General features: G+C 58.7%; 18 protein-coding genes. 3 read left to right on the plus strand and 15 right to left on the minus strand.

The features are described from left to right. Positions 1–16: 16 nt before the first annotated feature. From AD948_RS05560 to AD948_RS05585, 6 genes are all read right to left on the minus strand, one after another. Positions 17–1516, minus strand: coding sequence for a hydrogenase large subunit (locus tag AD948_RS05560; protein WP_061471063.1), 1500 nt, complete (start codon positions 1514–1516; stop codon positions 17–19). Continuing rightward, on the minus strand, positions 1516–2637 hold the full coding sequence (locus tag AD948_RS05565) for a hypothetical protein (RefSeq protein ID WP_006560285.1): 1122 nt from the start codon (positions 2635–2637) through the stop codon (positions 1516–1518). Before AD948_RS05565 ends, AD948_RS05560 begins: the two co-directional genes overlap by 1 nt. After that, on the minus strand, positions 2634–3365 hold the full coding sequence (locus AD948_RS05570; protein ID WP_061471049.1) for a hypothetical protein: 732 nt from the start codon (positions 3363–3365) through the stop codon (positions 2634–2636). Before AD948_RS05570 ends, AD948_RS05565 begins: the two co-directional genes overlap by 4 nt. Continuing rightward, a complete protein-coding gene (locus tag AD948_RS05575) occupies positions 3362–4381 on the minus strand; it encodes a hypothetical protein (protein WP_061471050.1) in 1020 nt (339 codons plus the stop codon). The genes AD948_RS05570 and AD948_RS05575 overlap by 4 nt, the downstream gene beginning before the upstream one ends. Beyond that, positions 4378–6138: a hypothetical protein gene (locus AD948_RS05580; RefSeq protein ID WP_061471051.1), complete on the minus strand. Its 1761-nt coding sequence runs from the start codon at positions 6136–6138 to the stop codon at positions 4378–4380. Before AD948_RS05580 ends, AD948_RS05575 begins: the two co-directional genes overlap by 4 nt. 133 nt (positions 6139–6271) lie before the next feature. Beyond that, the gene (locus AD948_RS05585) at positions 6272–7024 is read right to left on the minus strand and encodes a class I SAM-dependent methyltransferase (protein ID WP_156478945.1); all 753 of its coding nucleotides are present in this window, start codon (positions 7022–7024) and stop codon (positions 6272–6274) included. Between the two features lie 90 nt (positions 7025–7114). Between AD948_RS05585 and gloB the strand changes: the two genes are divergently transcribed. After that, on the plus strand, positions 7115–7840 hold the full coding sequence (gene gloB / locus AD948_RS05590; protein ID WP_061471053.1) for a hydroxyacylglutathione hydrolase: 726 nt from the start codon (positions 7115–7117) through the stop codon (positions 7838–7840). 132 nt (positions 7841–7972) lie between these two features. On the opposite strand, the gene AD948_RS05595 is transcribed toward gloB, so the two are convergent. The 3 genes from AD948_RS05595 to AD948_RS05605 form a co-directional block, all read right to left on the minus strand. After that, a complete protein-coding gene (locus AD948_RS05595; protein WP_082782315.1) occupies positions 7973–9160 on the minus strand; it encodes a DUF2125 domain-containing protein in 1188 nt (395 codons plus the stop codon). Between the two features lie 205 nt (positions 9161–9365). After that, a complete protein-coding gene (locus tag AD948_RS05600) occupies positions 9366–10055 on the minus strand; it encodes a class I SAM-dependent methyltransferase (protein WP_061471055.1) in 690 nt (229 codons plus the stop codon). A gap of 442 nt (positions 10056–10497) precedes the next feature. After that, positions 10498–11199: a lysophospholipid acyltransferase family protein gene (locus AD948_RS05605; protein ID WP_035379477.1), complete on the minus strand. Its 702-nt coding sequence runs from the start codon at positions 11197–11199 to the stop codon at positions 10498–10500. A 175-nt stretch (positions 11200–11374) separates the two neighbouring features. Here AD948_RS05605 and ahcY point away from each other — a divergent pair, with 175 nt between their 5' ends. Both ahcY and AD948_RS05620 read left to right on the plus strand, forming a co-directional pair. Continuing rightward, positions 11375–12664, plus strand: a complete 1290-nt coding sequence (gene ahcY / locus AD948_RS05610; RefSeq protein ID WP_061471056.1) for an adenosylhomocysteinase — start codon at positions 11375–11377, stop codon at positions 12662–12664. Between the two features lie 462 nt (positions 12665–13126). Then, positions 13127–13534 (plus strand): DUF3597 domain-containing protein, encoded by a 408-nt coding sequence (locus AD948_RS05620; RefSeq protein ID WP_006558582.1) that lies wholly within the window; start codon positions 13127–13129, stop codon positions 13532–13534. Between the two features lie 247 nt (positions 13535–13781). Here the strand turns inward: AD948_RS05620 and dld are convergent, their stop codons facing one another. From dld to zapE, 6 genes are all read right to left on the minus strand, one after another. Beyond that, entirely contained in the window at positions 13782–15500 is a 1719-nt protein-coding gene (gene dld / locus AD948_RS05625; protein WP_061471064.1) for a D-lactate dehydrogenase, read from the minus strand. Between the two features lie 226 nt (positions 15501–15726). Further along, the gene (locus AD948_RS05630; RefSeq protein WP_061471058.1) at positions 15727–16734 is read right to left on the minus strand and encodes a L,D-transpeptidase; all 1008 of its coding nucleotides are present in this window, start codon (positions 16732–16734) and stop codon (positions 15727–15729) included. 64 nt (positions 16735–16798) lie between these two features. Beyond that, on the minus strand, positions 16799–18550 hold the full coding sequence (gene lpdA, locus AD948_RS05635) for a dihydrolipoyl dehydrogenase (protein WP_035379344.1): 1752 nt from the start codon (positions 18548–18550) through the stop codon (positions 16799–16801). Between the two features lie 78 nt (positions 18551–18628). Then, positions 18629–19870, minus strand: coding sequence for a 2-oxoglutarate dehydrogenase complex dihydrolipoyllysine-residue succinyltransferase (gene odhB / locus AD948_RS05640; RefSeq protein WP_006558578.1), 1242 nt, complete (start codon positions 19868–19870; stop codon positions 18629–18631). Positions 19871–19985: 115 nt separating this feature from the next. Next, positions 19986–22862: a 2-oxoglutarate dehydrogenase E1 component gene (locus tag AD948_RS05645; RefSeq protein ID WP_061471065.1), complete on the minus strand. Its 2877-nt coding sequence runs from the start codon at positions 22860–22862 to the stop codon at positions 19986–19988. Between the two features lie 284 nt (positions 22863–23146). After that, positions 23147–24167: cell division protein ZapE (gene zapE, locus AD948_RS05650; RefSeq protein ID WP_061471059.1), on the minus strand; the 1021-nt coding region annotated here is incomplete at its 5' end.

Here is a 24167-nt window from a genome sequence, read left to right on the forward strand (position 1 = left end):
GTCCAGTTCTCCCGAATTATCCATCCAGCGCCGCCGCATTCACGCCCAGCGAAGCCTTGATGAGGGCAACATCCGCAACGTTCTGGCCGGGGAGCATGGATTCAAAGGCCATGAGTGCCGGATAAGATGGATCTCGCAGGAACACATGCTCCACCCGCCCGTTCAGCAGGCGCACCCAATAAAGCACCCTGCCCCATGGGCCTTCCGTCATGCCAATGCCTTCTCCATCCTGATAGGACAGGTCAATCCGTCCCCCTGCGGTCAGGCCGAGGCGCGGAACCAGGTCACCCAACATGCGGAGGCTTTCTCCCACCTCATCCACCAGCACGGCGGCGCGATCTTCCACGCTGCCTTCCTGCCGGCCAGCGGTAAAACGCCATAGCCCATCATACAAGCGCATATCGCGGCGGCAGTCACTATCGCTACCGCTGGCCCGCGCCACTGGTCCATCCAGCCCCACACGCTCCCACCCGGCGCGGTCCAGCACGCCAACACCGGCAAGGCGGGCGGAAAGCCCAGGATAGCTCCGCCAAAGGTCTGCCAAGCCGGGATAGATGTCGTCCCCCAGTTCAGTCAGACGTGTGCAGAGGTCTCCCACCTCCGAGGCACTCCGCAGGCTTACGCCGCCCGGAACACAATGGTCCATCAACAGGCGCGACCCGATTACGGGCGCGGCCTCCTTCAGAATCTGCTCACGGAACCACATGCAGCGGGACGCAACCAGAACCGCTCCAGCTTCCCGCGCCAGCGCCGCCAGCGTGTAGAGATGCTGCACACAGCGTTCCAGTTCCAGAAGCACCACGCGCAACTGGCTGACCTCATGCCCGATCTGCTCGCCGCAGGCAGCCTCTATGGCCTGACAGAACGCCACCTGATGCGCTGCCGAGCATCCCGCCGCCACACGTCCAGTTAAGCGGCAGGCATCATCCACACGGCTGTTACGCCAGCGCAGCGCCATGCCGCGGTGCGCATAACCTGTAACCGTTTCCGCCGCCGCAATGGTCTCTCCACGCAGGGTCAGGGCAACATGACACGGCGCTTCCATCCTGCCGGTGGCGGGTCCAACACCTGCGGCGAGGCCTTCCACCGCCGTAAAGGCTTCAGATGGCTCAAACGCAATCATGCCCTTATGGCCACCTGCCGGGCCGGGCGTTACTGCGAGGGGTGTGGTGCTGGACCAGACCTCGTGATCCACCAAGGGGCGCACATCGCGCGCCCACATGGCCTCTGCCCCGTACAGATCAAACACCATGCGTTCGTACAGGCTGGAAACTGCTCTGGCAGGGGACAAAGCGGGGTAGCGCCCGTCTTCCAGCGCCAAAGTTGCGGCCAGCGGCTGGTTGCCGTGGGGCAGAAACAGCACATGCACGTCTGTTCCGTCACACCAGAGCCCGGCAAAAGGCAATTTTGCCTGTTTCAGGCCATCAACCAGATCCCGCCATGCGAGTTCCTCCAGCCGGAACCGCCACGGCGTGCCGGTTTCAGCCCCTGCGCGGATATGGGCCACAGGGTCCATCAGAAGGCTCCCAGCATCATGGCCAGCGGCACCAGAAATCCGGTGACCACCAGCACGGAACACGCCACACGGCCTGCAACATCACGGGGCCAGATATCCTGCCCGAAGCCGCCTGCTGGCACGGCCCGCACCACGGCACACAAAATGCCCGCCACCGTGAGCACCGTGAACATCCATGACCAGTCACTCATAACGGAAAGCAGCAGCAGGCAGCCCACAAACGGCGCCCCCGGCGGAAAGCAGGCCAAAGCCCGCGCCGCCCATGAGCGTCCAGACCGGCTGCCCCCGGCCAGACACCAGCCACACAGGAACAGAAGAGCGGCCACATCCGCCCGTGCCCCCACGGCAATCAGCGCCAGCGCGGACGGGAAGGTTCGGAAAAGACGGAGACCACCATCAGACCGGCCTGCACAGGCTGTCAGCCAGACAGATGCCAGCCCCGCAGCAACCAGCGCCGTGTCAAACGCCTCCCCGCCATGCGGGCGCAACCGCATGGACAGCAGCAGGGCCGCACCAGCAAAGGGAAGAAACAGGAAGGTATCATTTTCCTCGCGCCACGGCTGCCCGAACGGCGTAAGGCCCGCCAGCATGACAATGCCGCAGGCCATCATCAGCCCTGCCGAGGGAGACGCGCTAGGCAACAGCAGCCCCGCCAACACCAGAAACAGCCCCACTGAGCCTGTCCGCACCAATGCCCAGCCCGCACGCGCCTGCCCCGCCGGACGCCCGAACACAAACACTCCGTAAGCCAGAGACGCCTCAAGAATACCCAACCCCACCACCGGATCAGGTGTGACACAGGCCAACCCGGCCAACGCCGTGGATACATGCGGCAGACCACGCAAAAAACGGTCTGCCATATCGCGGCTTTCCAGCACCGTCAGCAACAGGCCAAACGCCAGCATCACACGCCCTGCGCGTTGCACCGGATCATCGTCCCATCCGGCGGCCACGGCTCCGGTAGCGGGAAACAGAAACACTGCCAGCGCCAGCACACAGCCGATGCCCGCCATCCATACGGCAACCTCCCGACTGCGCATTGTTGGCGCGGTCATGACCACAACCGCGCCCAGCAAGGGCCATGCAAAAGCCAGAGCCGCCAGAAAAACAGGAACGGTCATGCAGGGTCATCCTCCGCCTTGGGGGCGGGTTTGTCCGCATCTTCCGTTGTTTCACCAGATGGCAAAGAGCGGGGAGGAGGCTCCTGTGCGCCTCTCTCTGCGCCAAAGGCCGGCACCGGGTCTGACGGCAACGGTGCGTCACCCCGAAAGCGCTTCTCGACAGGATGGCCCTTGCGGTCAGCGTCCTTACGGCCTGACGCCCGCACCACAGCCACACGCGGCATGACACGATGGACATACAGGCCACCCAGCACGCTGATAACGCACCCGGCCAGCGCCGCAACACCAACCACCATCACCTGCTTTTCAATCACCCCTGCAAGCATGATCCCGTTCACGCATGTCAGAAGTCCGGCCCATTGCCAGATCATGGCCTGCCGGTACGTCACGGCCACCAGCCCTGCCAGCACCACGCACAACCCTGCCGGAAACAGCGGCACGCCAGACCGCGCGCTGGCCAGCAGCAGAACCACCATCAGCCCCAACGCAAAAAACGGCACGGCAGGACCACTGCGTTCCTGCACTCTGTCCTGCTGGTAGTAAGTGAGAAACCAGACCGGCCCAATGGAAAACAGCAGCACAAAAGCAGCTGCTGTTTCCTGCAAGGGAGCCAGACCATCCACCAGCATGGCGGCGGCAATGACGGCCCCAAGCACAGGCAGAAACCCCATACCACGCGCCACCACGCACAGGGCCAGCAACGGGGCCAGAATGGCGGCAAGTGTCACTGCGTGGTTCCTTCCGCGCCAAAGGCAGGGTCCTGCACCTGAATGGCGGCTGTTTTATCCTGTGTTGCCGGTGTTGCAAGGCCCGGATACGCAGCCTGCCACGCCACAAGGCCCAGCAGAAACACGCAGGCCAGCCTCACCCGCGCGCGGCGCGGTGGTGGCAGAACCATCAGTTGCATAGCCGCCAGCACAAGCGCCGCAATCACCAATTTGAGCAACCATGCGCCACCACCCTGCAGACAGGCCATAAACCAGGGTTCCACTCCTGCATCCGTTGGCAAGGCCAAACAACCGGACCATGCAACGTCTCCCGCCAGCGTAACCCAGCAAAGCTGCACAAGGTCTTCGGCCAGAAGCCACAGCCCCCTATCCGCACCGGAAAGCGGGCAGATCTGCGCGGCGTCCCCCGATGCTCCGCGCCATGCCGCCGCGCCAAACAGGGCCACGCCCATCAGCACAAAAGGAGCACCAGCGCCTAGCGGAGAAAGCCCCTGCACATGCGCAAGAAAAGCCGACAGATCCTGCCCACCCACCATAACCAGCACTGGCACCAAAGCGGGTAAAAGCAGACTATCCGCCATGAACGCCATGTAGCCCGACAATGCTGCCTGCCCCCGCAACACCACACGCGGCAAGCACAGCAGGAGGGACGCCCCCACCAGCACAGCACACACCAGCAACAGGCCGGGGGCCGGAAGACCAGAGGGCAGCAGCGCGTAAACCGGCACCATGCCTGCTGCCAGCACGGCCAACGTAAACGCGGCGCGGGTTGAGAGACTGCTCAGGTCATCACCCGGCTCGCGAAAGCTGGGGCGCACGAACTGATGCCGGATTTCCTGCCACCGGCCACTTGCCAGATAACGTGTCTGGCCTGCCAGACGGCCTGCCAGCCTGTCCACCCATCCACTGAAAAGCGGAGCCACCAACACCATGAGGCCAATCTGCGCGCCAACAGTAAGAGCAGACAGAAACATCCAGCCCCAGGAGAGCGTGTGCGGTAAGGAAGCAGGTGTCATTTGCTGGTAAACAGTCCCAAAATCAGGCCTGCCCCCAGAAAAAGCAGGATCAGGACCATACCCTGGGCCTCGCACCACCCTACCGTTCTGAACAGCATGCTCCGCATGGAGCGCCCGGCTGCCGCTGTCTTTTCCACCAGCGGCCAAGATGCTGACGTCTGCTTCTCCAGACCGAGAAAGACCAGCAACACAGTCCACAACACTGCGGGGCCTGTCTTGCTGGACGCCATAACACCATCCCCCAGCGCCACCATTGGTCCGGCTTCCTGCCACGCGGCGCGCGCGGCCTGTGGTTGACGGAATGGATAGAACCCCAGCACGCGCCCCACAGTAATGGCCATGCCCACACAGACCAGAAGCGCCAGAACGCAGAACAACGGCGTAAAGCTGATGGTGGTATCCACAAACCACACGCTCAGCAGGGTGCCCCATGAAAAATCACGCGGGGCCGTGCCAACAAACAGATGATCCATCAGGGCCAGCCAGCCGCCCGGCAGCACCGCCACGGCAACCGCTGCCCCTAGCGAGACCCCGGCAGGCAGAAGAAGCAACCCGTATCCATCCGGCGCGGGAGTTTGCTGCGCCACCTGCATTTTCTGGCGGGCAAGAGCAGCCAGCGCCAGCCGTAACAGGCCCAGCACACCCAACACCATAAGGCCCGCCGCCCCCACCAGCACCAGAATGGTGCAGAGCGCCTGCACCGGCTGAGCCCCCACAGCAGCCAGTTCTCCCGCCGTCAGCAAACACCACAGAACGGAAAACCCACCCAGCGGCGGCAGACCAGAAAGCATCAGCACCGCCATACCCAGCAATACCCGCCCGGCGGGCGTTGCCGTGGCAAGACTGTGGGGGGAAAAGAATGGTGCGTCTGCATTGGCCTCATCCTCTCCCCGGCACAGCCACAGGAGCGCCAACAAAGCAAGAAAGGGAGCGCCAGCGCCCAGCAACGTGGCTGTACGAAACTGTTCCATGCCTTCAAGGTTGGTGCCTAAAGCCAGTGTCAGCAACACCACCAGAGCGCCAAACCCCGCACTGGCCAGCCCACTAGCCACACGGGCGGCAAGCGGTGCGCGCAAGGCCTGCACACACCCGCCCAGCGCAACGGCCCCTCCGCTCAACAACAGCAAAGTCTGCTGCACGGGGTCCAGAATACCTTCTTCCGCCAGCAGGCGACCAAACAGAAACAGGCCTATCCCCGCAGGCAGCATGGCCTCCGGCCCTTTCTGGGAGGAAACACCCCACCCCAGCAGCAAAACCATCAGGCACAGCAAAAGCGGTGAAAGGGGACTATCCGCCGGAATACAGGCCGGAATAACGGCAACCGGCAAGCACACACCCTGCCGCCCCCGGTCTGCCAGCATGACAAGCGCGGTGCCGGCCAGCAGACCAAACACCAGCGGAGAAAGCGCCAGAAACGCCAGCCCTGTCAGCACGCAGGCCATCCCGCGCCGGCCCCGGCTTATCATCCCGCCAGTAAATGCCAGCAGCACCAGCATGGGCAGGGTTGGGCCATCCAGACCAAAAACCGGGCACCAGCTTACCCCGCCTTCAATCCGCAGCGCGGCCCCCACTGTCGCCAGCGCACCAATGCCACCCCACAGCGCAGTCAGCATTTCCCCACGCCAGTGAGCCGCCTGCCGCAAGGCGCGATCCGGCAGCAACGCCAGAATACCCGCCCCGACAAACAGCACAAACAAACCGCAAAGAAGAAAAGACGTGAGAATGGAACCAGCCCCAACCACAAGAAGACGCCCCACCGCAGGGAAGTGCAGCCTTTACCAGAAAAGCAGCGGATAACACCATGCGTCCAGTTTCATGGCAACGCATGTTCCCCACTCACGCGTCCATTCTGGCAGACTTTGTGCCCAAAACCCTTAGGCTCGCCCTGCGTCAGGCGTCCTGCACGGGCACCATCATCTTTGAAAACCAGACCTTGCGCTCGGCAACAGGCAACGGGCGGGCCGAATACACATCTTTCACAACCTCCACCAGCCGAAGGCTCCCCAGACCGGGAGAAAGCACCTTGCCCGCAATATCTGAAGCCTGCCCGCGCTGCAGACTGGTGCAGCCCTGCCCCGCTGGCAGAAACAGGGCCTCATCCCGCCGCTCCACATGCAGCATGGCATGGGCCAGCACACGTCGCAGGCTGCCGCGTGTAAACGCGGTCTCCTGCGCAAAGGGTGTGCCCCGCTGGCGCAGGCGGCCACCAAACCAGTTGGGCACAATCAGCACCATGCGTCCGTCATCGCGCAGCACACGGCCCGCCGCCCGCAGAAGGGTGACGGCCTGCTCCTCGTCCTGCAAGGCATGAACAAGCAGAATACGGTCAAAGGCTTCATCACCAAAGGGCAGGTGCTGGGCATCCACAAGGCATGTCCGCTCCTCCGGCGGCAGTCGCCCACCTTCCTGCTGCAAGGTCATTAAGGCTGCCCCGTGTCGCCCCAGCACGGCAGACACACAAAGTGCACCCCGCCCGCGCCATGCGCCCAGATAAGGCTGCGTATATCCAATACCCAGCACCCTCTGCTGCCGCAGATCCGGCCAGAACCACTGTAACCGATCACGCAGCAGGGCCGCGCACACCTCACCCTCATGAGACTGGTAAAACGGGACGACAGTTGCGGGAACACCTGTCGGGGGCATGACATTCTGCATGGACCCTGCCTATCATGATCTGCGTGCCTGATGCCACGCTGCGACTGCCCCCTGCTGCTGGAGAGGAAGAAAACCATCATGACCCTCCTGACCCGAGCCATTCCTGTTCTGTCTGACAATTACACCTGGCTGCTGCGGGATACCGCAACCGGCACCACCGCAGTGGTGGACCCTGGAGAGGCCGCGCCCGTTGAAGCCGCGCTGGATGCCGAAGGCGGGCGGCTGGATCTTATCCTGCTCACCCATCATCATACGGACCACGTGGGCGGCACGGATGCCCTGCGCGCCCGCTACCATGCGCGAGTAGCTGGACCTGCCAGTGAACAGCATCGCATGCCCGCACTGGATATCCCCCTCCATGACGATGACAGCATTGCCGTAGGGGACGCCTGTGGTCAGGTTATTGCCGTTCCGGGCCATACCAAGGGGCACATAGCCCTGTATTTTCCTGATCCCCCAACGCTGTTCTGTGGGGATACCTTGTTCAGCCTTGGATGCGGACGCCTGTTTGAAGGGACGCCTGAGCAGATGTTCCATAGCCTGCACCGGTTTGACTCCCTGCCCGACAACACTCTGGTCTGCTGCGGGCATGAATATACCCAAAGCAACGCGGCCTTCGCCCGGCATGTAGACCCGGACAACCCCGCTCTGGCGCAACGCGCCGAAGAGGTGGGACGGTTGAGGGCCGCAGGGAAACCCACCATTCCGTCCACACTGGGGCTGGAGCGCGCCACAAACCCATTCCTCCGCGCGCCGGATGCAGCCACTTTCGCCCGCCTGCGCCGGGAAAAGGATTCGTTCTAACCCAAACGATGCAGGCCTGATTTCTGTTTCATGAAAAGTCTCTGAAACTGCCCCAACAACGCCAGACGGGCTGATCACGCTGCGCCTGAAACCACAGGGTTTGGCAGCGCTGCCCTCGGCTGAAACGGTTCATCACGGAGGCGATGCGTGGGGCGGCTTTTCCTGTTCCTGACCCTCCATGGCCTTGTGGGCCAAGCCGAACAGCATATCCACGGAAATACCCCCCAGTTGCACCTGCCCTTCCCTTACTGGCAGCGGCACCATGAGGGGACCATCTGGCGTTCCCTGTTTCTGCTCCACGTGATCCGAAACGCGGTTGAGAAACGCCGCCTGCTGCGGGCTGAGAATTCTGTGCTCCGTAAGGTCATTCACAAGCAGCCGCCAGTTTGTAAGGGTCAGCCAGCTTTCTCCCGCTGCCCCGCCTTCTGCGGGCAGAACCAGCTTGGCAGACCAGACCGCCTTGAGCCCACGCCACTGCGCCGCCACATGCTGCACAAGCAGATTGGGCTCAAAGGGAAGCGGTCCTCCCACCTTGGAGGGCACCTCCGCCACCAGAGAGGACGGTGGGTGCGCCACGGTGCCAGCCAGCGCCTGCCAGAACAGCCCCACATTTTTTGCAGGCCCGGGCACAGCCACCGCAATATCCACAGCGTTCAGCATGTCCGGCCATGGGGCGACCACGGCCTGCCGCGCCTGAAGCCAGACCGCCAGCGCGCTGGATTGCGGCGAGGCTTCCGTGTTCCAGATAACATATCCCGCTACGCCGCGCGCCGTGACAGGATGCTCCATCATGTGCCCTGCCTCTCCCACAAGGCGGGTAAAGTCAGTCTGAAAATCCAGCCGCCCCCGTTGCCGATACCGCAAGGGGAAAGACAGGCGCAAAGGTGCCCCATCCCGCCGCGCCACCACGCGCACTGCCGACTGTATAGGTGTTTTTCGCTCGTCCGGATTTAACGGCAAAGCCGTCTCGGGCGGTGTAACCACACCCCACACCTCTCCCCCTTCCAGCCGAACATGAACCGAGGCCGGGTGCCATGGGGCCAGTTCCACACTCACGCTGCCTATGGTGCCCACCACGGTTTCAGAAGACGGCAGTTCGCACTGAACACGCACCGGCTCCAGCCTGAGACGTGCGGAAAATGGCCATCCTGCCGCATGCTGGCGTTGAGACACCAGAGAACACCCCGTTCTGGAGTGAAGAGCCGCCACCCGATGTTTGAGGTAGGTAACACCACCCCACCACAAGGCCGTTTCCAACAGCATGAGCCCTGCCAGACCAGCCGCACCCGCCTGAAGAACACGCCTGCTTACCATCGTCATGCTGCCCTCTGCCTTCCAGACCCTGCCCTTCTGCTTTTCCAGCAGAGTATGGACGCAAGAGTATGATCCGCTCAGTTAGTTCCGTGTTTCAGAAAGAATAGACGGCACCTGACACAGAGCCATCCCTACCGGCAGGAATGTCTGATCGGGCGCCCTCTGGCCGCCCGCCCTGCTCATCGGCAACGGATGTGCCGAGAAAAAGCCGCTAGAACCGGCCAAGCTTACGATATCCCAATTGCAGGGCGAGGCGCTGCATCAGGCGGCGTGGTCTGCTGGCAGGCAGTTTTCGAATAACAATGTCACAATACATGTATTCCTGCAGGGCAAAGACCAGCATTTCCCAGCCATATTTCAGCATGAATTCATGAGCAGCCTGAATAACGCCGTATGGGCCGCCTCCGTCTGCCATGATGTAATCATTCAGCACAATCAGGCCCGTATGCGGCTTGAGTTTACGGCTGCATACTTCAAGCTCACGCGCTACAGCCGGATAGGTGTGATCAGCATCCAGATACACCACGTCCAGACTGTTATCGGGCAGGCTTTCCAGCATGGCGGCGCTGTCTCCCGCCAGAACCTCCACCTGCCCCTTTGCAATCTGCGCAGCAAACCGTTTCTGGTAAAAATCCAGATGGGTCTTGTTGGCGAACATATCCGTGGTGGGCTGCCCCCAGACTATGGGCAGTTCATGGATGGTGAACAGATCAAGGGCGTAGAATTTTGAGGGCTGACAAACGTCCAGAATTTTCTTTGAAAAATCGCCCGTCATCACGCCCACCTCCGCAACAACAGCATTGCGTGGCAGAAGCGGCAGAATATCATCCCGATTGGGAACAATGCGCGCATTCCGCAGAAGAAATTCCGGAAGAGGGACTGCGGGTGTCATGCCTGGCATAAAAAACTCTATCTGCGTCTGTGTTCCAAGCGTGTTCTTACCAAAAAGTCATATCCGTTCCAAATAGCAGAAAAACGTGGGGAGAACAGAACAGGGAAATTGGCTGTTTTCAGGGTCATTCCAGCGGTATTTTCATTTTATCCACAAGACGGCAGCGTTTTCAAAGCGCGTGAGACTCCTGCCTTCGCTTTGAATAGCGCGCTTCACGTCATAATTTCTTCACAATTAAAAATTGCGAAACCTTTTTATTTTACCGTGAATTTCCATAAAAATCGTTTTCATGTGAAAAGTGTTAAACACACTCCTTCATGACAGTTTTGTTTAATGCTCACAGAAAAACAGAAGATCAGCCAAGAAGAGCACAAGAATTCAGCCACCACATCCACAACTTTATCCACAGGACAGACGCAGCTATCCCTCGCCTCCTCACGATTTCGAGAGGTCAGGAAAACTCTTTTTCCAAGGCCCGCCACTCTTTTTCAATCTGAGGCAGCAGCACCTTGCGGTTAGCTGGCCCTATGGGCGCGCCGATCGCGACATGCAGCACTCCGGAACGCTTAAAAAACGCGTTCCGGCCCCAGAACCGGCCGGAATTGGTGGCAACCGGCACAACGGGCAACCGGGTATGAGTCGCCATGGCCGCAATGCCGGGTTTGAGGGGTACGTGCTCACCGGGGGCTGTACGTGTGCCTTCAGGGAAAATGATGATCTGCTTGCCTTTCTGCACCGCGGTATCAGTCTCCCGCAGCAGAATACGCAGCGCCCGTGCGCCATCTGCCCGTTCTATCGGCATCATGCCCGTCAGGATCAACATGGGGCCAAGCAGGGGAATCCGACGCAACTCCCCTTTCATCACATAGGAGGGCGCTGGCACCAGCAGCATCCAGATCAGCGTATCAAAAGCGGACTGATGCTGGGACGCAATCAGCAGGGGGCCGTTGGTTGCCAGATGCTCCCGCCCTGTAATCCGCACCTCTACGCCGCAGATGGTCTGGAACAGGCGCAGCACCAGCCGGGACCACAGCTTGGCGTAGGGTAGCGCCAGCCCATGGGCAAACCAGCGCACCGGAAACGCCCCCACCCCCATAACCAGCGTGAGCAGAAACGCCAGGACATTGAACAGGATAGAACGAAACACCGCCATAACCGCGCCAGACCACCACATTTTCAGCTTCAGACTGCCCTGTGGAGACCAGAAAAGCGCCAATCTTGCAAGCCGCAGCACAGCTTTAACCACCAACATGTTGGTTATATCTGGCCTGAGCAGGAGCCAGCCTGTATAGAAAGCCACCATATTCTCTTGGAAGAACAGGACAGACATGAGCGACTACAAGGTAAAAGACCTCTCTCTGGCAGACTGGGGCCGTAAGGAAATCTCCATTGCAGAAGGCGAAATGCCGGGCCTGATGGCTCTGCGTGAAGAATACGGCAAAAGCCAGCCGCTGAAGGGCGCGCGCATTGCTGGTTGTCTGCACATGACCATTCAGACCGCCGTGCTGATTGAAACGCTGGTGGCGCTGGGTGCAACCGTGCGCTGGTCTTCCTGCAACATTTTCTCCACGCAGGATCACGCCGCGGCTGCCATTGCTGCTGCCGGTATTCCCGTCTTTGCCTGGAAAGGGCTGAACGAGGAAGAATTCTGGTGGTGCATTGAACAGACCGTGAAGGGGCCGGACGGCTGGACCCCCAACATGATTCTGGATGATGGCGGTGATCTGACCGTGCTGATGCACGACAAGTATCCCGATCTGCTGGCCAACGTGAAAGGCCTGTCTGAAGAAACCACAACAGGTGTGCATCGCCTGTGGGAAATGCAGAAAAAAGGCACGCTGAAGGTTCCGGCCATCAACGTGAATGACAGCGTTACCAAATCCAAGTTTGATAACCTGTACGGCTGCCGTGAAAGCCTTGTTGACGCCATCCGCCGTGGCACGGACGTGATGATGGCAGGCAAGGTTGCCGTGGTTGCCGGTTATGGTGACGTGGGCAAAGGCTCTGCTGCTTCCCTGCGCAACGCAGGCTGCCGCGTGCTGGTGACGGAAGCTGACCCGATCTGCGCCCTACAGGCCGCCATGGAAGGCTATGAAGTTGTGACCATGGAAGATGCCGCCCCCCGTGGCGATATCTTTGTGACCGCAACCGGCAACGTGGACGTGATTACCGTTGACCACATGCGCGCCATGAAAAACCGCGCCATTGTGTGCAACATTGGCCACTTCGATTCTGAAATTCAGATCGAAGCCCTACGCAACTTCAAGTGGGACAACGTGAAGCCGCAGGTGGACGAAGTTGTGTTCCCTGACGGCAAGCGCCTGATTGTTCTTTCTGAAGGGCGTCTGGTGAACCTTGGCAACGCCACGGGCCACCCCTCCTTCGTGATGTCCGCTTCCTTCACCAACCAGACGCTGGCCCAGATCGAACTCTGGACGGCTCCGGCAGGCAAATATGAAGCGAAGGTTTACACCCTGCCGAAGAAGCTGGACGAAAAAGTGGCTGCCCTGCATCTGGCAAAGGTTGGCGCGCAGCTGACCAAACTGTCCCAGACCCAGGCAGACTACATTGGCGTGCCGATAACCGGCCCGTTCAAGCATGAAGAATATCGCTACTAAAAACGGTTCGGCGGCCTTTGCTTTCCAGCAAGGGCTGCCCTCTCCTTTTCGGTCTGGGCCGCCGCCTGCCAGACCACGCCTGCGGGCCCACTCTGTCGAAACGGCTTGTTTCTTATAGAAACGCCTTTCCCCGCAGCCTCTTTCTTTTTCAAAAACTCAAAGTGGCTTTGACCTCACCAGAAAACATCGTGGATCTCGCACGCCAGCGGGTTCTCTTTGATACTGGCTTTAAATAATGTCATGGTAATTTCATAGATTTCAGCATGAAAAGACGTCAGAAACACGGCGACCTCTTTCTCTTTTTGAAATGAATTTGATTAACTAAAGTTAATTTTTGCTTTTCCTCAAGCACTCTATGCAACCTTTACCCCTGTTGTATGCTTGCATGCGTGTCTGGACAGGGTTTCAAGCGGCTGTTTCTCACAGCACAGCCTGTCCACTATTGCAGAAGGAAACATTAGCATGAGCATTTTCGGCTCCATTCTTTCCTCCATTTTCCACCACGCCAAGGCTGCCACCCCTGACAGCACCACCGGCGCCACCGCCGCAGCCTCCGCCGCCACCCCTGCTGGCGCACCGGCTGAAGCTGCTGCCAGCGCCACCCCGCCGGCTGGCGCACCTGTCAACATTGACGCCGTTCTGAGCGACATGGCTGCCAAAAATGGCCAGAACCTCAACTGGAAAGAGTCCATTGTTGATCTGCTGAAGCTCCTCGGGCTGGACAGCTCTCTGGACTCTCGCAAAAAGCTGGCTGGTGAACTGGGCTACACGGGTGACACCAATGATTCCGCCACCATGAATGTGTGGCTGATCAAGGAAGTGCGCCAGAAGCTGGTTGAAAACGGTGGCAAGGTTCCTGCTGGCCTGTAATCCAGCCCAGACCACACTGGCTCTCCCGCTGTCATGGCGGGAAGTCTGACGTGGTCCTGATATGAAAAAAGCGTGCCGGGTTCGCCCCGCACGCCTTTTTTCTGTCTGACGTTTCGGCTTTATCTGGCCTACTTTGTCTGGCGCTTCTTGCTGAAGGCTTTCCCCGTCAGACCACTCCTCTCCTCCTCACCAGCCAGCCTCTCCGGCTGGTAAGCAGGCTCTACCCCACAGCGTTCTTCCGGGCAGATCAGACGCTTTCCGCCACCCAGTTTTTCTTCTTGGTGGCCTGACCAATACCGGGGTTAAAGCAGTTGCAGGGGTCCAGACTGCGATAATGCGCCACCATATCGTCTGGTGCCTTGTACAGATGCCCTACGTTATGCTCGGCAGGGTAACGCGCGCCACGCTGATCCAGCCCCGGCAACATGCTGTGCTCAACGGCTACCGCGTTGTACCCCTTCTTCACCACGTAATCCTGATGCATCACGTGGCAAAGGAAGTGACCGTAATAGAGTTTGACGATCAGCTTATCTTCAATTTCGGGAGGTAGCGTCTCGAACCATTCACGGTCATTCCGCCGCAGTGCCACATCCAGCGCCACAATGTCTTCCGCATCCCGATGATGCACGGCGCGATACCGCACTGCAGCCCCAGCCGCCGCAAAGCGGTGAAGGAACGCACGCGTGCCTTCATCTGGCGTACATTCAAAGAACTCGCCCGTTACTTTTGCAAAATACTCGGTCAGATAAGCGCGCATCTTGGGTGTGAGGGATTCCGTCACCTTGAGCATCAGATGATGTTCAAACCGATCCCGGTAATCCAGCATCCGGTCAGGCAACTGGCTGGGGATCAGCACACTCAGCGCCTGCATGATCCGATCACTCAGGTTTTCAGGCAGAAACCCGAACTGTTTGGTGAAGATATCAAACCGGGATTTCATGGCGAACATCTTCGGCAGAAAACTGGTGCCAAATTTGCGAATGACAAAGAACGTGTCCTTGCCATACTGTTCCGCAATATTGAACGCATCGCGATGGATGTATTCCCCCGCAATCGGCAGCTCATCAAATGCTGTCAGCACATGGCGGCGCAGGTCTTCCAGTTCATCCGTGCTGTTCGTGCCGATATAAAAAACGGAAGAATTCTTGTTGGCCGGAAAAGTATCCAGCCGCACAGCAAACACCACCAGTTTGCCTGCGCAGCCTGCGGCTTCGTACCACCGGCCCGGATCAGCATTGTAACGAGCAGGTGTATCCGCATCCACTTCCCGCACATGGGTGACGTAATTGCCATCGTGCCCACGGCCTGCATTCCAGTCGATATCCGCTTCGCTGAACGTGCCGTTCTGCAACTTGGTCAGAACAGTTTCTGGGTCATTGCCCAACTGGATACCCAGATGGTTAACAAGGCGGAGCACCCCATCATCCCCAACCTGACCGAACACAGCCATTTCCGTATAAGCGGGCCCGCGTTGAACAAGCGCTCCACCGGAATTGTTGCTCACCCCACCAAGCACAGACGCACCGATACAGGACGACCCGATAACCGAGTGCGGCTCCCGCCCGATCGGCGTCAGTTTGTTTTCGAGTTCATACAACGTGGCACCCGGCAGGCAGACAACCTGCTTGCCCTCACCAATCAGATGAATCCCCGTCAATCGCAGGGTGCTGATCAGCACAATCTCGCGGTCATAATCATTACCATCCGGCGTGGAACCACCCGTCAGCCCGGTGTTGGCGGCCTGCATGATGATAATCTTGCCGGAAGCCACGCAAGCCTGCGCCACCTTCCACAATTCAACCAGGGTTCCCGGTTGCACAACCGCCAGAACGTTTCCTGCCCCAAAACGAAAGCCATGCCGGAAACGGTATGTTTCGGCTTCACCCGTCAAGACATGATGATGGCCAACAATGGTTTTCAGGCTGGCCAGCAACGCCTGGTCACTCGGAAGCTGTGTGGTTGTCATGTTCAGGGGATCTCCACGTTCTGCTGATGCCACTTGGCTTTTGTTATAACGTTTTTTTGATACGGCACCATCTTCATCTCGGGATGCCTGCTAGGCATTCCCTCATCCCATGATGGCGGCACCGGGCATACCCCACGCTTAATGCACCACTACTACAAAAGTTTTGACTGAACAGTGCTTAAGCCCATCATCACGGCCCAAAAGCGGCTCTGTGCGCCACATATCATCACCCTTTTACACCCGGACGATGCGTTACGGTTTTTGCATCTGCAGTATTCACGTTCATCACTTCCGGCATATCGGATGTATCCACCACCACCACAGCAGCCCCTGCCAGCGGCGAGGCCACACGATCCTTACGCAACAAGGCACGGAAACGGATATCAACCGTCGCCATACGCTCATATTCCGCGTCAATCAGGCCGTGTTTATCAATGAACACGTTCAGGGATGCCGGAATACGAATACACCCTTCAGACGCCACATGCCCCAACCTGCTTTCCAGATACACAGGGTCGGTCGCGTGCATCTCCAGACGGATCTGCCCTTTTTCACGCGATGGAAGCCAGCCTTTTTCGGCCCACTGCCAGCCAAAATCCCACACCCGCATGCCTTTGATGCCGTTGCCCATAATGCCGTTGGCGTTTTTGGTACCCAGTGCGCGGTAGCCCAGAATATCCGCTGTGTTCACGAACACACCAGTTGGGGTGATGTAATAGAATTTTCGGCCTGTGGTGCCAGTAGAGACTTTGGTGCTGCCGATCACCTGCCAGTCTGAACTGTGAGGAAGCGCCAGCATCAGGCACAAGCGCTGCACGGCAGGATTACGGTCCACAATGACCAGCACCTGCGGGCGATCAAGCGGATAAGAGGCAAGCTCCAGTTGTTTCTGGGCCAGCGCAATCCATGCTTCCTTACGCACCGTTGGCACTTTCAAAGCCACAGGCACTTCATGTCGGAAATCATGATTCAGGCGTGTTGCTTCTTCCCGTGCTTCATCCTCGTTCAGAACAGGAAGGGGAGGAAGATCAATCGGCAAAGGCGCTTCTACCGGCGGAGGCAGTGCTGGCGAAGGAGCACCTTCCTGATCCGCCTGAGCAGGCTGGCCCTTTTCCTTATCAGGTGTCGGGCTTGCTACGGGTACGTCCTGCTGTGCAGCAGCCCACCCGGTAGCCGGAGCAAGGAGCAAACTGCCCGCCAGCAAAAACAGTGTCGGACAGTTTACGCCTTGCATGCCACGTCTCTCCTGTCATTCATGCCAGAAGATTATGGCATTCCTTCCAGAAAGAAGGAAATCGTCAAATATTCAGAGACCGACCATCGGCCCCCAGAGCAGCTTCCTTCACTGCTTCGCTCAGTGTCGGGTGCGCATGGCAGACACGGCCGATGTCTTCAGCAGAAGCACCAAATTCAATGGCCATGGTGGCTTCAGCAATCAGTTCACCAGCACACGGGCCAATAATGTGCACGCCCAGCACGCGGTCGGTCTTCTTGCAGGCCAGAACCTTCACAAAACCGTCCGTCATGCCCAGTGCGCGGGCACGGCCATTTGCCATGAAGGGGAATTTGCCGATTTTGTATTCGGTACCCTTTTCCTTCAGCTGCTCTTCCGTAAAGCCGACGGAAGCCACTTCCGGCCATGTGTAGATCACGCCAGGGATGGCATCATAATTCACATGCCCAGCCTGCCCGGCCAGCAGTTCGGCCAAAGCCACGCCTTCTTCCTCAGCCTTGTGCGCCAGCATGGGGCCAGCAATCACATCGCCAATGGCGTAAATGCCCGGAACATTGGTGGCATAATGGGCATCAACAACAATACGGCCCCGTTTATCCAGTTCAATACCGGCTTCTTCCAGACCCATGTTCTTGCTGGCGGCCGTGCGGCCCACAGCAACCAGAACCACATCGGCTTCCAGCGTTTCAGCCTGACCACCGGCAGAAGGTTCAACCGTCAGCACAACACCGCTTTTGGTTTTTTCAGCCTTGGTGACCTTATGGCCCAGCTTCATTTTGAAGCCCTGCTTTACAAGCAGTTTCTGGAACTGGGTGGCCACTTCATTATCCGTGCCCGGCACCAGCCGATCAAGGAATTCAACCACTGTCACGTCAGCACCCAGACGGCTCCAGACGCTGCCCAGTTCAAGGCCGATCACGCCGCCACCAATCACCACCAGCCGCTTGGGCACGGATGACAGTTCCAGCGCGCCGGTGGAGGTGACAATCACCTTCTCATCAATTTCAATACCCGGCAGGTTTGCACTATCACTGCCCGAAGCAACGATGATGTGCTTGGCAGTAACAGGCTTGCCGTCCACCGTAATGCGGCCGGTGCCTTCAACCTTGCCGTGGCCCTTCAGCCATGTGATGCCGTTTTTCTTGAAGAGGTATTCAACCCCTTTCACGTTGGCACCAACAATATCCGCCTTGCGGGCCTGCATCTTGGCCAGATCCAGCTTCACGCTGTCAATCACCACCCCATGGGCAGCAAAATCATGGCCTGCGGCATGGAAGTTTTCAGAAGACTGCAACAGCGCCTTGGAGGGAATACACCCTACGTTCAGGCAGGTACCGCCCAGTGTGGCGCGTTTTTCAACGCAGGCCACCTTGAAGCCAAGCTGTGCGGCGCGAATGGCGCCGACATACCCGCCGGGGCCAGCACCAATCACAATCACATCGTAATCGGTTTGCGTGGGCGCATCAGCAGCGGGTGCGGCAGCCTTGGGAGCCTGTTTGGGGGCTTCCGCCGGTTTGGCATCGCTTTTCGCGGCAGATTTGGCAGGGGCCGGTTTTGCAGAAGCCGCGTTGCCAGCAGCGCCTTTTTCCAGCGTCGCCAGAACTGCGCCAACATCCACTTCATCCCCTTCGGCTACGGCATGGCTTTCCAGCCGTCCGTCTGCCGGAGCGGGCACTTCAACGCTGACTTTATCTGTTTCAAGCTCAACAATCGGCTCATCCGCCTTGACCGCATCACCAGGCTGCTTCAGCCATTTCCCCACCGTGGCGGTTGTGACACTTTCTCCCAGGGAAGGAACCTTGATCTCAATCGGCATGAATTTCGTCTCGCTTAGCGTTCAGGGTCAGATGAAAAAAGAACAGGCCGGACATCATACCCGGCCCGTTCCGCGTAATCAGGCGTCAATCAGAAGACGACGCGGATCTTCCACATTCTGCTTGATACGCACCAGGAAGCTGACCGCTTCCTTACCATCCACAATCCGATGGTCATAAGACAGAGCAATATACATCATGGGGCGGATAACGACCTGACCGTTTACTGCCACCGGACGTTCCTGAATGGAGTGCATGCCCAGAATACCGGACTGCGGCGCATTCAGAATGGGGGTGGACAGCAGGGAGCCGTAAATACCGCCATTGGTGATAGAGAAGGTACCCCCTGCCAGATCATCAATCTTCAGCGTGCCTTCCCGTGCAGCCTTGCCAAAGCCTGCAATGGTTTTTTCAATCTGGGCGTAGCTCAGCTTGTCCGCATCGCGGATAACCGGAACCACCAGCCCGTTCGGGCCACCCACGGCAATGCCCAGGTTCACAAAATCACGGTAAATAACATCATCACCGTCAATTTCGGCGTTAATGGCCGGGAACTCTTTCAGGGCGGCAATCACAGCGCGGGAGAAAATGGACATATAGCCCAGCTTCACCCCATGCTTCTTTACAAAAGCATCCTGATATTCAGCGCGCATCTGCATGGCGTTGGAAAGATCAACCTCGTTGAAGGTTGTCAGGATAGCTGCCGTGTTCTGTGCATCTTTCAGGCGGCGGGCAATGGTGCGGCGCAGACGTGTCATTTTCACACGTTCTTCACGCGGGTCATCATTACGCGGCGGCTTGGGGGCAGCCTTCTGCTGCGCAACCGGCGGCTGGGACAGGAAGCCCAGAACGTCACCCTTGGTAATACGGCCATTCAGACCCGTGCCAGAGCCAACCTGCTCGGCGCTCAGGCTGTTTTCCGCCATCAGCTTGCGGGCAGCAGGAAGTGCCGCAGCGGCATCAACTTCCGGAGCGGCCTTTGCAGGAGCCGGAGCGGCTGCCGGAGCAGAGGCAGCAGGAGCAGCCTTCTTTTCAGCAGGTTTTTCAGCCGGTGCGCTCTTAGCGGCTGCCTTCGGTGCACCTGCGCCGGGTTCAAGCGTGGTCAGCAGGGCGCCTACTTCCACTTCATCCCCTTCCTTGGCCACTTCCGCGCCAAGAACCCCGGCCTGTGGTGCAGACACCTCAACACTCACCTTGTCGGTTTCAAGCTCAACAATCGGTTCATCCGCCGCAACGGTATCGCCAGCTTTTTTCAGCCATTTGGCGATTGTTGCAGTTGTTACGCTCTCACCAAGTGTCGGCACCTTGATTTCGACTGACATCCTCTATCCCCATTTCCTTCAAACAGACACCAGCAGGGTCTTTTCTGTTCCCACCCTTACCGGCTTGTTCATGCCCGCCCTCACCGGGGCGGGCGGCCTTCCCAGACGGTGTGTTTCAGTCCGTTTTCTTCAAACCCAGGGCCCTTTCAACCAGATCAGCCTGCTCTGCGGCATGAATGCGCGCAAGCCCCGTTGCCGGGCTGGCTGCTGCGGCACGGCCCACATATTGCGGGCGGCCAGCCTGATGTTTTGCCGCGACCAATGCCTTTTCAATCCGGCGGTCTGCAAAATGCCAGGCCCCACCATTTTCCGTTTCTTCCTGGCACCAGATGATCTGGGCTTTCGGGTAGCGCTTCAGCTCTTCAGCCAGCGCGCTTTCCGGGAACGGATAGAGCTGTTCAAGCCGGATAATGGCAACGTTTTTCAGTTCTTTTTCACGGCGTTCGGCCAGCAGGTCATAATAGACCTTGCCCGAGCAGATCACCACGCGATCAATATCTGCATCCGGGCCCAGCGCATCAATCTCACCCAGAACCGGCTGGAAGCGCGTGCCGGGTCCGAAATCGGACAGTTCAGACACAGCCAGTTTGTGACGCAGCAGAGATTTCGGCTCCATCAGGATCAACGGCTTGCGGTAATCCAGCTTCAACTGGCGACGCAGGGCATGGAAGTAGTTGGCAGGCGTGGTGATATTGCAGACAAACATGTTGTCTTCTGCACAAAGCTGCAAATACCGTTCCAGACGGGCGGAAGAATGTTCCGGCCCCTGCCCTTCGTATCCATGCGGCAACAGCATGACCAGACCGGACATCCGCAGCCACTTGGTTTCACCCGAGGCAATGAACTGATCAATAATCACCTGTGCGCAGTTGGCAAAATCACCAAACTGGGCTTCCCACAGCACCAGCGTTTTGGGGTTGCGCAGGGAATACCCATACTCGAAGCCCAGAACACCATATTCTGAAAGGAAGGAGTTCCAGATTTCAATTTTCGCCTGGTCGTCCTGGATATGATTCAGCGGCGTGTATTGAGACTGGTTGGTCTGATCAATCAGGGTTGCGTGACGCTGGCTGAACGTGCCGCGCTGGCAGTCTTCCCCAGAAAGACGAACACGATGGTTTTCCAGCAGCAGCGAGCCAAAGCCCATTGCTTCACCAGTTGCCCAGTCAAACCCTTCACCCGTGTCAAACATCTTGGCCTTGGCCTTGAGCTGACGGGCGATCTTGGAGTTCAGATCAAAATCATCCGGAACCTTGGAGATAGCAGCGCCAATTTTACGCAGCTTATCAAGCGCCATGCCGGTTTCCGGATAAGCGGCTTCCACCTTGCCCGTGGTGGGCGCAATCAGACCGGACCAGCCACCTTCAAGCCAGTCCGCCTTGTTCACCTTATAGGACTGCGCGGCTTTGTAGTCTTCATCCAGCTTGTTGAAGAAGGCATCCCACTGGGCCTGCACTTCATCCTGAGAAACTACCCCAGCAGCCACCAGCTTTTTGGAATACAGGGTATGCGGGGTTTCGTGCGCCGCAATGGCCTTGTACATCACCGGCTGGGTGAAGGCGGGTTCGTCCGTTTCGTTATGCCCGTGGCGGCGATAGCAGACGATATCCAGAATGATGTCACTGGCAAAAGCCTGCCGGTAATCCTGCGCCAGACGGGAGACGTAAATCACCGCCTCGGCATCGTCACCGTTCACATGCAGCACCGGAGCTTCAATGGATTTGGCAACATCCGTGCCATAAATGCCGGAATGTCCATTTTCAGGGTTGGTGGTGAACCCAACCTGATTGTTCACCACCATATGGATGGTGCCGCCTGTGCGGTATCCCTTAAGCTGGGACATGGAGAGGGTTTCATACACCACGCCCTGCCCGGCAAAGGCAGCATCACCGTGAATGATGATCCCCATATGGCCAGACCGGTTTTCCGTATCTCCGGCATCATCCTGAATGGCGCGCACCTTGCCGCATACCACAGGATCAACCGCTTCAAGATGAGACGGATTGGGCTGCAGGGCGATATGAACGGAATGACCACCCACTTCCACATCTGTGGAAGAGCCAAGATGGTATTTCACGTCACCAGAGCCAGCAACATCGTCCGGCTTGAAAGACCCACCGGCAAATTCATTGAAAATGGCAACGTAGGGTTTACGCACCACGTTCACCAACGTGTTCAGACGCCCACGGTGCGCCATCCCGATGGTGACCGAGGAAACACCCTGCGCAGCAGCCTGATCAATAATGGCATGCAGGGACGGAATGGAGATTTCTCCACCTTCCAGCCCGAAGCGCTTGGCGCCCACGTACCGCTTCTGGCAGAAGGTTTCAAACCCTTCTGCTTCCGTCAGGTTTTTCAGGATGGCTTTCTGCTCATCCACCGTCACGCTGGATTGCCAGTTATCGCCTTCAAGCCGCTTGCGCAGCCATTCGCGCTGTTCATGGTTGCGGGCATACATGTATTCCGCACCAATGCTGTGGCAATAGACACCACGCAGGGCGTCCACAACGTCACTCACCTTGGCGGAAGGACCGTCCAGCAGCGGAGAAAGCAGGGAACCGATATAAACGTCGCGGCCCAGATCTTTTTCAGCAAATCCGTATGTTGCCGGGTCCAGCTCTTCCCGTGCTGTCGGCTCTTTCAGCCCCAACGGGTCCAGCTTGGCTTCAAGGTGACCATATTCACGGAACGCACGCACCAGACGGGCAATGGCCAGACTGTCTTCAGCGGCCAGCCCACCAGCGGCAGCGCCTTTGGCACCTTTTGCCGGAGCAGGCTTTTCCTCACCCGTGATGATGGAAGGCCGTGGTGCCCATGATGCGCCAACGGCGTCCTTCAGAACGGCGGCTTCTTCATCTTCCAGAGAACCAAAAAGCGTATCAAAGGATGGATCAACGCTTTTGTGGTCTTTTGCCCACCGGGCATACAGATCTGCCAGATAAGCGATATTTGCGCCATTCAGCGCTGTGACAAGCACATCTGAAGCCGCCATGTCAGACTCCTCCCTGCTGCCGGCCAACCCTGTGCTGGCAGCCAGTTGTTGTGTCATTCCCGAACAAAACGCGGAACATTGTTTTTTTCATCCCACACCTGTGTGCAGGATGCCCTGCCTTCCCCTGTCCGGGCAGAAAGGAAGATGGCGCGCTACCTGTGGGTATCGGTTCGTTTCCCATTCCTGCCCTCACATTCGTTTTTCTTCGGCTGGAGGTCTCTCTCCGCCAGCCGCACTGTGATTTTGCTAGACCGCGCCTGCGGCAGGAACAAGAGAGCCGGCTGTCACGCTCTAGAGAGCCGATGCGCCGCCTGTGCTGCCTTGGCACCCTGCTCCAGCCAGCTTTCACTACTCATCTCAGCAAGACGTGATGCCGTACGGGCAAAGGCATCCGCCCCTTCCCCCGTTGTGAACAACTGGTCCGGGGTGGCGGCAGCCGAGGCAAAAAGCAGATTTCCGTTGTCGTACAAGGCGTCAATCAACGTTATGAAGCGGCGGGCGAGGTTGGCTTCGTCCTGTCCCATTTTGGGAATGTCATCTATGACCAGCACCGTGAACTGTTTCGCCAGGGCCAGATAGTCATTCGGGCCGCGTGGTTTTCCACACAAAGAGTTGAAATCAAAGCGTGCCACCGGGCCTGCCGCCTGATCCACCTCAAACGTGCGGCCACTGAACTCCAGCGTGACAGGTTTGGGCTGCTCGCCCTCCGCATAGCGGGCAAAAATCTCGCCCAGTCGGGCTTTTGCCTGTGCATCGGCAGGCACGATCCATGTCTCGCGGTCCTGCTGGCGCCCACGCCGGTAATCCCGTGGCGAATCAAGCTCCACGGTGTCCAGCTCACGCTTGATGATGGCGATGAAGGGCTTGAACGCATCAGCACCCGGGCGGTTCTGAAACAACTCACCCGGTTCCGTGTTGGACGTAGCAACAATCACCACACCATCGGCAAACAGAGCCTCGAACAGACGCCCCAGAATCATGGCGTCCGCAATGTCATTCACCTGAAATTCGTCAAAGCACAAAAGATGAGCACGGGCGGCAAGCGCCTTGGCCAGTGGCGGGATGGGGTCCGTCATGCCCGGGTTGGCGGCTTTGAGGTCATGCAGCTTCTGGTGCACATCCTGCATGAAACGCAGAAAATGGATGCGTTCCTTCAGTTTGACCGGCGCACAACTGTAGAACAGGTCCATCACCATGGTTTTGCCTCGGCCCACCCGGCCCACAATATACAGCCCGCGTGGGCGCTGGGGCGGGGGCGGCGGCTTGATACGGCGCGCAAGCCCGGCCAGCAGCCCCTTGGGCGGG

The sequence above is a fragment of the Acetobacter senegalensis genome, from assembly GCF_001580995.1.
GTDB lineage: Bacteria > Pseudomonadota > Alphaproteobacteria > Acetobacterales > Acetobacteraceae > Acetobacter > Acetobacter senegalensis.